General features: G+C 72.4%; 9 protein-coding genes. 2 read left to right on the top strand and 7 right to left on the bottom strand.

Going from position 1 to position 14,631, the window contains the following annotated elements; genetic code table 11:
* Positions 1–81 precede the first annotated feature (81 nt).
* The 5 genes from uvrB to chvE all read right to left on the bottom strand — a co-directional run bounded on the left by uvrB (position 82) and on the right by chvE (position 7,442).
* Positions 82–2,208, bottom strand: coding sequence for an excinuclease ABC subunit UvrB (gene uvrB / locus ACRYM2_RS20925; RefSeq protein WP_432524382.1), 2,127 nt, complete (start codon positions 2,206–2,208; stop codon positions 82–84).
* 71 nt (positions 2,209–2,279) lie between these two features.
* Positions 2,280–3,260 carry a dephospho-CoA kinase gene (gene coaE / locus ACRYM2_RS20920; RefSeq protein ID WP_432524379.1) on the bottom strand — a complete coding sequence of 327 codons (981 nt, stop codon included), beginning with the start codon at positions 3,258–3,260 and terminating at the stop codon, positions 2,280–2,282.
* Between the two features lie 69 nt (positions 3,261–3,329).
* Complete coding sequence (gene mmsB / locus ACRYM2_RS20915) at positions 3,330–4,553, bottom strand: multiple monosaccharide ABC transporter permease (protein WP_432524378.1); 1,224 nt, start codon at positions 4,551–4,553, stop codon at positions 3,330–3,332.
* Complete coding sequence (mmsA, locus tag ACRYM2_RS20910; protein ID WP_432524375.1) at positions 4,550–6,184, bottom strand: multiple monosaccharide ABC transporter ATP-binding protein; 1,635 nt, start codon at positions 6,182–6,184, stop codon at positions 4,550–4,552. Before mmsA ends, mmsB begins: the two co-directional genes overlap by 4 nt.
* Positions 6,185–6,293: 109 nt before the next feature.
* Positions 6,294–7,442, bottom strand: a complete 1,149-nt coding sequence (gene chvE / locus ACRYM2_RS20905; RefSeq protein ID WP_432524386.1) for a multiple monosaccharide ABC transporter substrate-binding protein — start codon at positions 7,440–7,442, stop codon at positions 6,294–6,296.
* Between the two features lie 364 nt (positions 7,443–7,806).
* On the opposite strand from chvE, the gene ACRYM2_RS20900 reads away from it, so the two are divergent.
* Positions 7,807–8,916, top strand: coding sequence for a LacI family DNA-binding transcriptional regulator (locus ACRYM2_RS20900; protein ID WP_432524373.1), 1,110 nt, complete (start codon positions 7,807–7,809; stop codon positions 8,914–8,916).
* A gap of 138 nt (positions 8,917–9,054) precedes the next feature.
* Here ACRYM2_RS20900 and rpsA read toward each other — a convergent pair whose 3' ends face one another.
* On the bottom strand, positions 9,055–10,569 hold the full coding sequence (gene rpsA / locus ACRYM2_RS20895) for a 30S ribosomal protein S1 (protein ID WP_432524372.1): 1,515 nt from the start codon (positions 10,567–10,569) through the stop codon (positions 9,055–9,057).
* Between the two features lie 188 nt (positions 10,570–10,757).
* Between rpsA and ACRYM2_RS20890 the strand changes: the two genes are divergently transcribed.
* Positions 10,758–11,618, top strand: a complete 861-nt coding sequence (locus ACRYM2_RS20890; protein WP_432524370.1) for a class I SAM-dependent methyltransferase — start codon at positions 10,758–10,760, stop codon at positions 11,616–11,618.
* 60 nt (positions 11,619–11,678) lie between these two features.
* On the opposite strand, the gene polA is transcribed toward ACRYM2_RS20890, so the two are convergent.
* The gene (polA, locus tag ACRYM2_RS20885) at positions 11,679–14,381 is read right to left on the bottom strand and encodes a DNA polymerase I (protein ID WP_432524385.1); all 2,703 of its coding nucleotides are present in this window, start codon (positions 14,379–14,381) and stop codon (positions 11,679–11,681) included.
* Positions 14,382–14,631: the final 250 nt, after the last annotated feature.

Below are 14,631 nucleotides of genomic sequence, written 5' to 3'. Positions count from 1 at the left end.
GGAGGTCAGCTCCGGCGGACCCGCCGCACCCACCGCCCGGGTCCCGGGTGCCCGGTGCCCCGGGCGCCCGGGGGGCCCCGGTCAGGCCCCCTGCGCCGCCCGCATGCCCCGCAGCTCCTTCTTGAGGTCGCCGAGCTCGTCGCGCAGGCGCGCCGCGAGCTCGAACTGCAGCTCGGCGGCCGCGGAGTGCATCTGGTCGGTGAGCTCCTGGATGAGCTGGGCGAGGTCGGCCTGCGGCATGCCGCCGCGCGGCTCGGGCCCCACCTCGCGGCCCACGTTCCTGCCCTTGGCGCCCTTGGCGGGCGTGGGGGCCTTGCCCCGCGACTGCGAGCGGCCGCTGCCGCCCGCGGCGGACAGCAGCTCCGCGGTGTCGGCGTCCTCGCGGGCGATGAGGTCGGTGATGTCGGCGATGCGCTTGCGCAGCGGCATCGGGTCCACACCGCGCTCGGTGTTGTAGGCGACCTGCTTCTCGCGCCGGCGGTTGGTCTCCTCGATGGCCTGCGCCATCGAGGGCGTGATCGTGTCGGCGTACATGTGCACCTGGCCCGACACGTTGCGGGCCGCGCGGCCGATCGTCTGGATGAGCGAGGTCGACGAGCGCAGGAAGCCCTCCTTGTCCGCGTCGAGGATCGCCACCAGCGACACCTCGGGCAGGTCCAGGCCCTCGCGCAGCAGGTTGATGCCGACGAGGACGTCGTACTCGCCCTGGCGCAGCTCGCGCAGCAGCTCCACGCGGCGCAGGGTGTCGATGTCGGAGTGCAGGTAGCGCACCCGCACCCCCTGGTCGAGGAAGTAGTCCGTGAGGTCCTCGGCCATCTTCTTGGTGAGCGTCGTCACCAGGACGCGCTCGTCGCGCTCGGTGCGCAGCCGGATCTCGTGCAGCAGGTCGTCGATCTGGCCCTTGGTCGGCTTGACGACGACCTCGGGGTCCACCAGCCCGGTGGGGCGGATGATCTGCTCGACCACGCCCTTGCCGCGGGAGAGCTCGTAGGAGCCCGGGGTCGCCGACAGGTAGACCGTCTGTCCGACCCGCTCGAGGAACTCCTCCCAGCGCAGCGGGCGGTTGTCCATGGCGCTCGGCAGCCGGAAGCCGAAGTCGACGAGGGTGCGCTTGCGGGAGGCGTCGCCCTCGTACATGGCGCCGATCTGCGGGACGGTCACGTGCGACTCGTCGATGACGAGCAGGAAGTCCTCGGGGAAGTAGTCCAGCAGCGTGTTGGACGCCGAGCCGGGCTCGCGGCCGTCGAAGTGCCGGGAGTAGTTCTCCACCCCCGAGCAGGTGCCGACCTGGCGCAGCATCTCGATGTCGTAGGTCGTGCGCATCCGCAGCCGCTGGGCCTCCAGCAGCTTGCCCTGCTGCTCCAGCTCCGCCAGCCGCTCGGCCAGCTCGGCCTCGATGCTGGTGATGGCCCGCTCCAGCCGCTCGGGGCCCGCGACGTAGTGCGAGGCGGGGAAGACGTAGACGAGCTCCTCCTCCGCCAGCACCTCCCCCGTCAGCGGGTTGAGCGTGTAGAGCTTGTCGATCTCGTCGCCGAAGAACTCGATGCGGATCGCGTGCTCCTCGTACACCGGGATGATCTCCACGGTGTCGCCGCGCACGCGGAAGGTGCCGCGGGTGAAGGCGAGGTCGTTGCGGGTGTACTGCTCGGCCACGAACCGGCGCAGCAGGTCGTCGCGGTCCATGGTGTCGCCGACCTTGAGGGTGACCATCCGGTCGACGTACTCCTGCGGCGTGCCGAGGCCGTAGATGCAGGACACGGAGGCGACGACGATGACGTCGCGGCGCGTCAGCAGCGAGTTGGTGGCCGAGTGCCGCAGTCGCTCGACCTCGTCGTTGATCGAGGAGTCCTTCTCGATGTAGGTGTCCGACTGCGGGACGTAGGCCTCGGGCTGGTAGTAGTCGTAGTACGAGACGAAGTACTCGACGGCGTTGTGCGGCAGCAGCTCGCGGAACTCGTTGGCCAGCTGGGCCGCCAGCGTCTTGTTGGGCGCCATGACCAGCGTCGGGCGCTGCACCTGCTCGATGAGCCAGGCCGTCGTCGCCGACTTGCCCGTGCCCGTGGCCCCCAGCAGCACGACGTCCTGCTCGCCCGCCCGGATGCGGCGCGCGAGCTCGGCGATGGCCGTCGGCTGGTCGCCGGACGGGGAGAACTCGGAGACCACCTCGAAGGGCGCCAGCCGGCGCTGGATGTCTGTCGTGGGCCGCATGCACCCAGCCTAGGTCGGCCCTCCGACACCGGCCGCCCGCGCACGCTGCGGGCGAACGACCGCCCGGCGGCTCAGCCCCGGGCGCCGGCGGGCTGCACGCGGCAGTCGACCGCCTGCCCGGGGTCGGCGTTGACGGCCAGGGCCGAGCGCTCCCCCGCCCGCCCCGGCAGCCGCACCAGCCCGGCGGCCAGCAGGTCCTCGGCGACGGACCCGGCGCTCGCCTCGTCGGCGACGACGACCCGCACCCGGAGGACCTCCCCGGCGGGCCCGTCGGGCTCCACCGACAGCGCCCGCTCCCCCGCCGCCCGGGCCACCCGGGCGCGCAGCCGGGCCACGGCCGCGCTCCGCTCCGCCGCGCTCCGCTCCGCCGCGCTCCGCTCCCCCGCGGACCCGGCGGCCGGCGCTCCGGCCGGGCGGGGCGCCGGGCGCCGGGCGCGCAGGTTCGCCTCGAAGGGCAGCAGGCGCTCGTGCCAGAGGCGGGCCACGAGCGCGGGCAGCGGGTCGGGGGCGCCCTGCGGGCGGCGCGGGTTGGCCAGCAGCACGTCGGCGGCCGCGCGGCGCTGCTCGTCACCGGCCTGGGCGGCCAGCCGGGCGCGGGCGTCCTCCTCGCGCATCCCCCGCTCCTCGACCAGCCGGCGCACCCGCTCCTGCTCGGGGGCCTCGACCACCACGACGAGCGGGTAGCCCGGCGCCGCGCCGGTCTCCACCAGCAGCGGGACGTCCTCCACGACGACCGCGTCGGCGGGGGCGGCGGCGGCCAGCTCGGCGCGGCGGGCGGCGACGAGCGGGTGCACGATCGCGTTGAGCGCGGCGCGGGCCCCCTCGTCGCCGAAGACCAGCCGGCCCAGCGCGGGCCGGTCCAGCTCCCCGCCGGCGGTCAGCACGCCGGGGCCGAAGCGCTCCAGCACCGCCGCCAGGCCGGGGGTGCCGGGGGCGACGACCTCGCGGGCCAGCGCGTCGGCGTCCACGAGCACGGCGCCGAGCTCGACGAGCCGGCGCGCCACCGTCGACTTGCCCGCCCCGATGCCTCCGGTCAGTCCCACGCGCAGCACGCCGGACACGCTAGAGGGCCCGCCCGGACGACGTCCGGACGGGCCCTCTGGTGCAGCGGTGCCGAAGGGTCAGCGCACCCCGCCGCGACGCTTGTTGAAGACGTCGAAGGCGACGGCCAGCAGCAGCACGAGGCCCTTGATGACCTGCTGCAGGGACTGGTCGACACCCAGCAGCTGCATGCCGTTGGAGATGACGCCGACGAGGAGGCCGCCGATCATGGCGCCCTGGACCTTGCCGACACCGCCGGTGACGGCCGCGCCGCCGATGAAGGCCGCGGCGATGGCGTCGAGCTCGAAGCTGTTGCCCGCGCTGGGCTGGGCGCCGTTGGAGCGCGAGGAGAAGATCACACCCGCGACGGCGGCCAGGAAGCCCATGTTGACGAAGATCCAGAAGTTCACCCAGCGGACGTTGACGCCGGAGAGCATCGCCGCGGAGAGGTTGCCGCCGATGGCGTAGACCTGGCGGCCGAACACCGAGGACCGCATGACCACCGAGTAGGTGAGGATGAGCACGGCCAGGATGATCAGGACGATCGGCAGGCCGCGGCTGTGCGCCAGCTGCCAGGCGAAGGCCATGACGACCAGCGCCACCAGCACCAGCTTGAGGACGAACAGCGGCAGCGCCTCGACGACCTGCTGGTAGCGGACCTTGGCGATGCGGGTGCGGACCTGGCTGGCGGCGAAGGCCAGGACGGCGAACGCCGCGATGAACAGGGTGAAGGCGTCGTAGCCGTAGCCGCCGAAGATCGGCGGCACGAAGCCGGTGGCGACCTTCGTGTACTGCGCCGGGAACGGCGAGAGCGAGACGTTGTCGAGCACGTAGAAGGTCAGGCCGCGGAAGAGCAGCATGCCCGCCAGGGTGACGATGAACGCCGGGATGCCGACGAAGGCGACCCAGAACCCCTGCCAGGCGCCGATGACCAGACCGACGCCGAGGGCCGCCAGGACACCCACGTACCAGGGCTGGCTGCTGCCGATGACCAGTTGCGCCGAGATCGCACCCGTCAGCGCGACGACCGAGCCGACCGACAGGTCGATGTGGCCGGCGACGATGACGATGAGCATGCCGATGGCCAGCACCAGCACGTAGGAGTACTGCAGGACGATGTTGGTGATGTTGCCCGGGCTCAGCGAGAGCCCGTCGGTGAGCACCGCGAACAGCAGCACCACGACGACGAAGGCGACGTAGATGCCGCTCTCGCGCAGGTTCTGCGACATCGCCTTGAGGGGGTTTGCGCTGCCGGTCCGGGCAGCCGGCGCCTGCTTCGGCGCGGTGGCGGTGCTGCCGCTCATGCGGTGTGCTCCTGGGTCTGGTCGATGGTGCTGTTGACGGGAGGGGTCCCTGCGCCGGCCTGGGCGCCCGCGGTGGCGAGCTTCTTGTCCTTCGTCATGAGGCTCATCAGGCTCTCCTGGCTGGCGTCCGCCGCCGCGACCTCACCGGTGATCCGGCCGGCCGACAGGGTGTAGATCCGGTCCGAGATGCCCAGCAGCTCGGGCAGCTCGGAGGAGATCACGATGACGGCCTTCCCGGCCGCCACCAGGCGGTTGATGATGGTGTAGATCTCGTACTTCGCGCCGACGTCGATGCCCCGGGTGGGCTCGTCCAGGATGAGGACGTCGGGGTCGGAGTAGATCCACTTGCTCAGCACGACCTTCTGCTGGTTCCCGCCGGAGAGCTTCCCGGTGAGCGCCGCGACGGTCGGTGCCTTGATGTTCATGCTGCGCTTGCTGTCCTCGGCGACCTTGATCTCCTCGTGGGAGTTCACGAAGCCGGCGGTCGACAGCTTGTCCAGCGCCGCGGCGGAGACGTTGCGCTTGATGTCGTCGATGAGGTTCAGGCCGAACTTCTTGCGGTCCTCCGTCGCGTACGCCAGGCCGTGCTTGATGGCCTCGCGGACGCTGCGGGTCTGGATCGGCACTCCGCGCTTGTACAGCTGACCGCCCAGGTAGCGGCCGTAGGACCGGCCGAACACGCTCATCGCCAGCTCGGTGCGCCCCGCGCCCATGAGGCCCGCGATGCCGACGACCTCGCCGGCGCGCACGCTCAGCGTGGCGCCGTCGACGACGCGGCGGTCCTGGACCGGGTGACCGACGGTCCAGTCCTCGATGCGCAGCACCTCCTCGCCGGGGTGCGACTCGCGCTCGGGGTAGCGGCTGTCCAGGTCGCGGCCGACCATCCCGCGGATGATGCGGTCCTCGGTGACCGCGTCGGCGCGCATGTCGAGGGTCTCGATCGTCTGGCCGTCGCGGATGATCGTGACGGAGTCGGAGATCGCCTCGATCTCGTTGAGCTTGTGCGAGATCATGATGCTCGTCATGCCCTCGGACTGCAGGACGCGCAGCAGCCCCAGCAGGTGCTCGGAGTCGTTGTCGTTGAGGGCGGCCGTCGGCTCGTCGAGGATGAGGAGCTTGACGTCCTTGCTCAGCGCCTTGGCGATCTCGACGAGCTGCTGCTTGCCGACGCCCAGCTGGCCGATCGGAGTGGTCGGGTTCTCGTCGAGGCCGACGCGGGCGAGCAGCTTGGAGGCCTCGCCGTTCGTCTTGTTCCAGTCGATGAGGCCGCCCCGGCCCTTGACCTCGTTGCCGAGGAAGAGGTTCTCGGCGATCGACAGGAACGGCACCAGGGCGAGCTCCTGGTGGATGATGGCGATGCCGGCCTTCTCGCTGTCGGTGATGCCGCTGAACGTCGAGAGCTGACCGTCGAACCAGATCTCGCCCTCGTAGGAACCGTGCGGGTACACCCCCGACAGGACCTTCATGAGGGTCGACTTCCCGGCACCGTTCTCGCCGCAGATCGCGTGCACCTCACCGCGCTTGACCGACAGCGAGACGTCGGAGAGCGCCTTGACCCCGGGGAAGGTCTTGGTGATGGAACGCATCTCCAAGATGTTGGGGTGCGTGGTGGATTGGGTGTTGTCGGTCATCGGTGAACCGTCGTCCCTCATGGCTGTGCGGCCGTGCTGGCCGGCCTCTGGATGGTGGGAACAGTGCAGCGCCCCCGCCCCCGGGAGGGGGCGGGGACGCTGCGGGGGATCAGCTGGCCTTGCCGGCGTCGACCTCGGCCTGGGTGTAGTACCCGGTGTCGACGAGGGCGGAGGTGACGTTCTCCTTGGTGACCGGCTCGGACTCGAGCAGGTACGAGGGGACGACCTTGACGCCGTTGTCGTACGTCTCGGTGTCGTTCGCCTCGGGCTCCTTGCCCTCCAGGATCGCGGTCGAGGCCGTGACGACCTGCTCGGCGAGCTTGCGGGTGTCCTTGAAGATCGTCGAGTACTGCACGCCGTCGTTGATGAGCTTGACGGAGGCGATCTCGGCGTCCTGGCCGGTGATGACCGGGATCTTCTGGGCGCCCGTGCCGTAGCCGGCGTTCTGCAGGGCGGTGATGATGCCGCGGGAGATGCCGTCGTAGGGCGAGAGCACGCCGTCGACCTTGCTGCCGTCGTTGTAGGCGGAGGTCAGCAGGTCCTCCATGCGCTTCTGGGCGACCTCCTGCTGCCAGCGCAGCGTGGCGGCCTGGTCGATCTTCGTCTGGCCCGACTTCACGACGACCTGGCCGGAGTCGATGAACGGCTGGATGGCGTCGATCGCGCCGTCCCAGAAGAACTGGGCGTTGTTGTCGTCCAGCGAACCGGCGAAGAGCTCGACGTTGAAGGGGCCGGTGGCGGTGCCCTTGGAGCCGTCGGGGTTGAGCAGGCCCAGACCGGTCAGCAGCGAGGTGCCCTGCTGCTGGCCGACCTTGTAGTTGTCGAACGAGACGTAGAAGTCCACGTCGGCGCTGCCGCGGATGAGGCGGTCGTAGGAGATGACCTTGATGCCCGCGGCCGCGGCCGAGGACAGCTGGCTGCTCAGCGCGGTGCCGTCGATGGCGGCGACGATGAGCAGCTTGTCACCCTTGGTGATCATCTGGTCGATCTGCTGCGACTGCGTCGGGATGTCGTCGTTGGCGTACTGGAGGTCGACCTTGTAGCCGGCCTTCTCCAGACCCGCCTTGACGTTGTTGCCGTCCGCGATCCAGCGCTCGGAGGTCTGCGTGGGCATGGCGACGCCGACGGTGATGTCGGACGCATCGCCCGACGACCCGCTGCTGTCGCCACTGCCGGAACCCGCGCCGCCACCGCCGCAGGCGGCGAGGGTCAGGGCGAGGCCGGCACCGAAGGCGGCCAGGGCACTGCGGCGATTCATCACGGCGGAACTCCTCTGTACCTCGTGAGGCCGCGCGCGTCAGCGCGCGGCAGGTAGACGTGCGCCGTGGTGGCGCGAAGGGGGATGTACTGCGGGGCACGAGCTTCCTCGTCCCAGCGCCCGGCAGCGGGTGATCTGGTGCCGCCATTGTTAACGTTGCCAAACGTCGTCGTCAAGCTGTTCACCCGGACGGCGCCCCGCGCGTCGCCCGCACTGGTCGGGCCGGGTGCACTCCGTCCCGGCACCTGTCGCGCTGGGTTACCCTGACCCCGCGAGGTCGACGCAGACCGACCCTCCCTCGCCCCCACCCACCCCGGCGTCTCACCGACGAACTGCCGGGTACCCCTGACAGTCAGGAAGTGGCATGTCCTCCTCCGAGGAACCCCGGGTGGTGCACCCGCGCGGGTCCGCGGGCGCCTCCGAGGTCCCCGAGGCGCGGATGCCCGTGCTCGCCGACGTGGCCCAGCTGGCCGGCGTCTCGCAGCAGACGGTCTCCCGCGTCGTGCGCGGCAGCGGCTCGGTGGCCCGCCGCACCCGCGAGCGGGTCGAGCAGGCCATCGCCGAGCTGGGCTACCGCCCCAACGTGGCCGCCCGCACCCTGGTGACCCGCCGCTCGCACCGCATCGGCGTCGTCGCCGCGAACAGCTCGCTCTACGGCGCCGCCACCACGCTCGCCGGCGTGCAGGAGGCGGCGCGCGCCGAGGGGTACTCCGTCTCCCTGGTGATGCTGCCGGACCTGTCCCCCGCCAGCGTCCAGGGTGCGCTGGAGGAGCTGCGCGCGCAGTACGTCGACGGCGCCATCGCCGTCGTCCCCGAGGACGCCTCCCAGGAGGCCGTGCGTGCCGCCGAGGCCGCCTTCCCCTGCGTGCTGGCACCGGGGCTGGACGGGGCGGGGGTGCCCGACGCCTACTGGGCCGAGGTCGCCGCCGCCTGCGAGGCCACCCACCACCTGCTGGACCTGGGCCACCGGACCGTGCACCACGTCGCCGGTCCCTCCGACTGGGCGGAGTCCCGCGCCCGCTCCACGGGCTGGCGGACCGCGCTGGTCGAGCGGCTGCGCACCGTGCCCGCGCCGCTGCGCGGGGACTGGTCGGCGGCCTCCGGCTACGCGGCCGGCCGCCGGCTGGTGGACCTGGGGGCGAGCGCCGTCTTCGTCGGCAACGACCACATGGCCATCGGGGTGCTGCGGGCGCTGGCCGAGGCCGGTCTGTCGGTGCCCGGCGACGTCAGCGTCGTCGGCTTCGACGACGTGCCGGAGGCGGCGTACCTGTCGCCGCCGCTGACCACGGTCCGCCAGGACTTCACCGAGATCGGCCGCCGCTGCGTGCGGGTCCTGCTCGGCCGCCTGCACGACCACGTCGTCGAGCCGGGCGAGGTCACGCCCTCGCTGGTGGTGCGCTCGAGCACGGCCCCGCCCCCCGGGACCGCGGCGGGCAGCGGCGCCCAGGGCACCGCCGGCGCCACGGCCGGCTGACGCACCACCGCCACCGCAGCGCCGCACCCGCCGCCGCGCGCACGCACGAAGGCCCCGACCGGAACCCGGTCGGGGCCTTCGCGTCAGCGCTGCGGCCTCAGTGCTGCACCCTCGGTGCCGCGACGTCAGCCGTCCGGCTCACTGACCGCCGGTGAGCTTCTCGCGCAGGGCGGCGAGGGCCTCGTCGGACGCGAGCGTGCCCGCGGCCTCAGGGGCCTCCGAGGTGTAGGACGACGGCGCCGAGCTGCTGCTCGAGCTGCTGCTGGAGCTGCTGGAGCTCGCCGGGGCGGTGACGCCCTCGGCCTCGGCGCGCGCCTCGGCCTCGGCCTGCTCGGCGACCTGGCGCTTGTGGGCCTCCCAGCGCTCGTGGGCCAGCGCGTACTGCGTCTCCCACTCCTCGCGCTGGGCCTCGTAGCCCTCGAGCCAGTCGTTGGTCTCGGGGTCGAAGCCCTCGGGGTACTTGTAGTTGCCCTGCTCGTCGTAGTCCGCGGCCATGCCGTACAGCGACGGGTCGAACTCCTCGCCGGCGGCGGCGAGGGACTCGGTGGCCTGCTTCAGCGACAGCGAGATCCGGCGACGCTCGAGGTCGATGTCGATGACCTTGACGAAGATGTCGCTGTTGACCTGGACGACCTGCTCCGGCACCTCGACGTGGCGCTCGGCCAGCTCGGAGATGTGGACCAGGCCCTCGATGCCGTCGTCGACGCGCACGAACGCACCGAACGGGACGAGCTTGGTGACCTTGCCCGGCACGACCTGCCCGATGGCGTGGGTGCGGGCGAACTGCTGCCACGGGTCTTCCTGCGTCGCCTTCAGCGACAGCGAGACGCGCTCGCGGTCCATGTCGACGTCGAGGACCTCGACCGTGACCTCCTGGCCCACCTCGACGACCTCGGAGGGGTGGTCGATGTGCTTCCAGGACAGCTCGGAGACGTGGACGAGGCCGTCGACGCCGCCGAGGTCGACGAAGGCGCCGAAGTTGACGATGGAGGAGACCACGCCGGAGCGGACCTGACCCTTCTGCAGGGTCGTGAGGAAGTTCTGGCGCACCGCGGACTGGGTCTGCTCGAGCCAGGCGCGGCGGGACAGGACCACGTTGTTGCGGTTCTTGTCCAGCTCGATGATCTTGGCTTCGATCGTCTGGCCCACGTAGGGCTGCAGGTCGCGCACGCGGCGCATCTCCACCAGCGAGGCGGGGAGGAAGCCGCGGAGGCCGATGTCCAGGATGAGACCACCCTTGACGACCTCGATGACGGTGCCCTCGACGACCTCGTCGGCCTCCTTCTTCGCCTCGATCGTGCCCCAGGCGCGCTCGTACTGGGCGCGCTTCTTGGACAGGATCAGGCGGCCTTCCTTGTCCTCCTTCTGGAGGACCAGGGCCTCGACCTCGTCGCCGACGCCCACGACCTCGCTGGGGTCGACGTCGTGCTTGATCGAGAGCTCGCGCGAGGGGATGACGCCCTCGGTCTTGTAACCGATGTCGAGGAGGACCTCGTCACGGTCGACCTTCACGATGGTGCCGGAGACGATGTCACCGTCGTTGAAGTACTTGATGGTCGCATCGACCGCGGCCAGGAACTCCTCAGCCGATCCGATGTCGTTGATCGCGATCTGAGGGGTGGTGCCCGCCGGAGCGGTCGTCGTGGTCGTCATGGAGGTAGGGACTCCGTCAGGGACACTCGTAGGGTCACGCCCGGGGGCTCCCGGCCGTCACGGCGCCGGGATCGTTCCGGATGGAGGGACGGTCGGCGGGCGCGCGCCACTCCAGCCTACTCGTGCCGGCAGCGGGGGGCAAAGCCCCCCGTCCACCGCACCGGAGGGTGATCGGGGACGATCGGGGCGTGGACCTCCCCGAGCAGCCCAGCGTCGGCCGCCGCCCGGTCTCGGCGGCCGAGACGGTCGCCGCCCAGCGCGCGTGGTGGGACGCCGAGGCGAGCACCTACCGCGCCGAGCACGGCGCCTTCCTCGGCGACGGCCGGCCCGGCTCCGACCTCGTCTGGGGCCCCGAGGGCCTGCGCGAGGCCGACGCCGGCCTGCTGGGCGAGCTGGAGGGGCGCACGGTGCTGGAGATCGGCGCCGGAGCCGCCCAGTGCGCGCGCTGGGTCGCCGCCCGCGGGGCGCGCGTGGTCGCCACCGACCTGTCGCTGGGGATGCTGCGCGAGGGCCGCGCCGTGCAGGGCGGCGCCGCGGCGGACGGCGTGGACGGGGCAGCCGGGTCGGCCGGGTCGGCCGGGGCGGTGCCGCTGCTCCAGTGCGACGCGCGGGTGCTGCCCTTCGCGGCGGACAGCTTCGACGTCGTCTTCACCTCCTACGGCGCCCTGCCCTTCGTCGCCGACGCCGACGCCGTGCTGGCCGAGGCCGCCCGCGTGCTGCGCCCCGGCGGGCGGTTCGCGGCGAGCGTGCCGCACCCGGTGCGCTGGGCGCTGCCCGACGTGCCCGGCCCGGAGGGGCTGACGGCGACGCACTCCTACTTCGACCGCCGCCCCTACGTGGAGGCCGACGAGCACGGCCGCGTCACCTACGCCGAGCACCACCGCACCGTCGGCGACTGGGTGCGGCTGCTGCGCGCGGCCGGCTTCGTCGTCGCCGACCTCGTCGAGCCGCCGTGGCTGGCCGGCGACGCCGTCTGGGGCGGCTGGAGCCGGCTGCGCGGGGAGCTGCTGCCCGGGACCCTCGTCCTCGTGGCCGACCTGCCCGCCTGAGCCCCGGCCGACCCGTCCGGGGTCGGGGCTCGCCCCGGCCCCGGTCCCGGCGGCCCGGGGTCAGTGGCCTGCCTCGTGCCAGGAGCGGCCCACCCCGACCGAGACCTCCAGGGGCACCGCCAGGTCCGCCGCGCCCGCCATGGTCCGGCGCACGAGGTCCTCCAGCTGCTCGCGCTCGCCCTCGGCGACCTCCAGCACCAGCTCGTCGTGGACCTGCAGCAGCAGCCGCGAGCGCAGCCCCGCGGTGCGCAGCCCCGCGTCCAGGTCGAGCATCGCCACCTTGATGATGTCGGCGGCCGACCCCTGGATGGGCGCGTTGAGGGCCATGCGCTCGGCCATCTCCCGCCGCTGGCGGTTGTCGCTGGTCAGGTCCGGCAGGTAGCGGCGGCGCCCCATGATCGTCTCCGTCCAGCCCACCTTGCGGGCCTCCTCGACGACGCCGTGCAGGTAGTCGCGCACCCCGCCGAAGCGCTCGAAGTAGTCCTCCATGAGGCCCTTGGCCTCCTCGGTGGAGATCTTCAGCTGGTTGGACAGCCCGAAGGCCGACAGCCCGTAGGCCAGGCCGTAGGACATCGCCTTGATCTTGGCCCGCATCTCCGCGGTCACCTCCGCCGGCGGGACGCCGAAGACCCGGCTGCCCACGAAGCGGTGCAGGTCCTCGCCGGAGGTGAAGGCGCTGATGAGGCCCTCGTCGGCGGACAGGTGCGCCATGATCCGCATCTCGATCTGCGAGTAGTCGGCCGTCAGCAGGCACTCGAAGCCCTCCGAGCCCGCCGCGGGCGTCCCGACGACGAAGGCCTCGCGGATGCGACGGCCCTCCTCGGTGCGGATCGGGATGTTCTGCAGGTTGGGGTCGGTGGACGACAGCCGGCCGGTGGCGGCGATCATCTGCTGGAAGGTGGTGTGGATCCGGCCGTCGTCGGCCACGGACTTCTGCAGCCCCTCGACGGTCTGGCGCAGCCGCGAGGCGTCGCGGTGCTCCAGCAGGTGCGCCAGGAACGGGTGCTCGGTCTTGACGAAGAGCGCCGCGAGCGCGTCGGCGTCGGTGGTGTACCCCGTCTTGGTCCGCTTCGTCTTCGGCATCCCGAGCTGCTCGAACAGGACGGTCTGCAGCTGCTTGGGCGAGCCGAGGTTGATCTCGGTGCCGATGACCTCGTACGCCAGCCGCTGGGCCTGCTCGACCCGCTCGGCGAAGTGGCGCTCGAGCTCGTCGAGCAGGTCGGTGTCCACGGCGATGCCGACCTCCTCCTGGCGGGCGAGCACCTGCACCAGCGGCAGCTCCACCTCCTCCAGCAGGCGGGTGCCGCCGCGCTCGGCCAGCTCCCCCGCCAGCACGCCGGCCAGCTCCGAGATCGCCAGCGCGCGGACCATGCCCTCCTCGGCGCGGGCCTGGTCGCTGCCGCCCACCGGGCCGTCGCCGCCGTCGAGGACGAGCTGCTCGTCGCCGGCCGCGTCGACGGCCTCGGGCACCGAGCCCTCGGCGCGCAGCTCCCGCTTGAGGTGGCGCACGGCGAGGTCGGCCAGGTCGTAGCTGCGCTGGTCCGGCCGGCACAGGTAGGCGGCGAGCGCGGTGTCGAAGTCGACGCCGGCCAGCTGCCAGCCGCGGGCGCGCAGCGCGTGGCTGGGCCCCTTGACGTCGTGGGCGACCTTCGGCCGCCGGGGGTCGGCCAGCCAGGCGGCCAGCGCCTGCTCGTCGGCGCTCTCCAGCGTGGCCGGGTCGATCCACGCGGCGACGCCGTCGGCGCCGGCCAGGGCCAGGCCGGTGACGTCGCCGGTGCCGCGGCTCCACTCCCCCGCGACGTGCAGCCCGGTGCGCTCCCGGGCGTGCTCGGCCAGCCAGGGGCCCACCTCCCCGGCGAGCAGGACGGCGCCGTCGACGCCGAAGCCGGCCTCGGCCTCCGGCTCAGCGGACTCGAGGGTGGCGAACAGGCGGTCGCGCAGGACCCGGAACTCCAGGCCGTCGAAGACCGTGTGGACCTGCTCGCGGTCCCAGGCGCGGCGCACCAGCTCGGGCACCGAGGCGTCCAGCGACAGGTCGCGCACGAGGGCGTTGAGCCGGCGGTTGCGGATCACGCCGTCGAGGTGGGCGCGCAGGCTCTCGCCCGCCTTGCCCTTGATGAGGTCGGCGTTGGCGATGACGCCGTCCAGGCCGTCGTACAGGCCGATCCACTTCGCGGCGGTCTTGGGGCCCACGCCCGGCACCCCGGGCAGGTTGTCGGAGGTCTCGCCGACGAGGGCCGCGAGGTCGGGGTAGCGCTCCGGGGGCACGCCGTACTTCTCCTCGACGACCTCGGGGGTCATCCGGACCAGGTCGGAGACGCCCTTGCGCGGGTACAGGACGGTGACCTCGGGGCGGACCAGCTGCAGGGCGTCGCGGTCGCCGGTGGAGACGAGCACCTCGTAGCCGGCGGCGACGGCCTCCTCGGTGAGGGTGGCGATGACGTCGTCGGCCTCGTACCCCTCCTTCTCCACCACCCGCACGCGCAGAGCGGCCAGGACCTCCTTGACGAGCTCGACCTGGCCGCGGAACTCGTCCGGGCTCTTGAGGCGGTTGGCCTTGTAGTCGGAGTACGCCTCGGTGCGGAAGGTGCTGCGGGAGATGTCGAAGGCGACGGCCAGGTGGGTGGGCTCCTCGTCGCGCAGGACGTTGATGAGCATGGAGGTGAAGCCGTAGACGGCGTTGGTGGGCTGCCCCGTGCTCGTGGCGAAGTTCTCCACCGGCAGGGCGTAGAACGCCCGGTAGGCCAGGGAGTGCCCGTCCACCAGCAGCAGCCGGGGCCGGGCCGGGGCCGCGCCGGACCCCTTCGCCGACGTCTTCGCCGACGTCTTGGCCGACGTCCTCGCCGGCGCCTTGGCCGGCGCCTTCGCGGCGGTGGTCGGGGCGGTCTGCTGCGCGGCCGTCGCGGCGGGGGCTGTCACGTCGGCAAGGGTAGTTCTCCCCTGCGACACCGCGCCCCGCCGCGCTGGCGGGAGCCCGCCCCGAGCCGGCCCGGACCCGGTCGCAGCCGGGTCC

The organism is Kineococcus aridisoli, assembly GCF_050871885.1.
In the GTDB taxonomy this organism is placed as follows: Bacteria; Actinomycetota; Actinomycetes; order Actinomycetales; family Kineococcaceae; genus Kineococcus.
The sequence above is the reverse complement of the archived record's forward strand: the minus strand, read 5'-3'. Positions and strand labels throughout refer to the sequence as shown.

Coding starts and splice junctions, on each gene's coding strand:
- uvrB (WP_432524382.1), bottom strand. CDS start 2,208: ATGCGGCCCACGACAGACATCCAGCGCCGGCTGGCGCCCTTCGAGGTG.
- mmsB (WP_432524378.1), bottom strand. CDS start 4,553: ATGAGCGGCAGCACCGCCACCGCGCCGAAGCAGGCGCCGGCTGCCCGG.
- mmsA (WP_432524375.1), bottom strand. CDS start 6,184: ATGACCGACAACACCCAATCCACCACGCACCCCAACATCTTGGAGATG.
- chvE (WP_432524386.1), bottom strand. CDS start 7,442: ATGAATCGCCGCAGTGCCCTGGCCGCCTTCGGTGCCGGCCTCGCCCTG.
- ACRYM2_RS20900 (WP_432524373.1), top strand. CDS start 7,807: ATGTCCTCCTCCGAGGAACCCCGGGTGGTGCACCCGCGCGGGTCCGCG.
- rpsA (WP_432524372.1), bottom strand. CDS start 10,569: ATGACGACCACGACGACCGCTCCGGCGGGCACCACCCCTCAGATCGCG.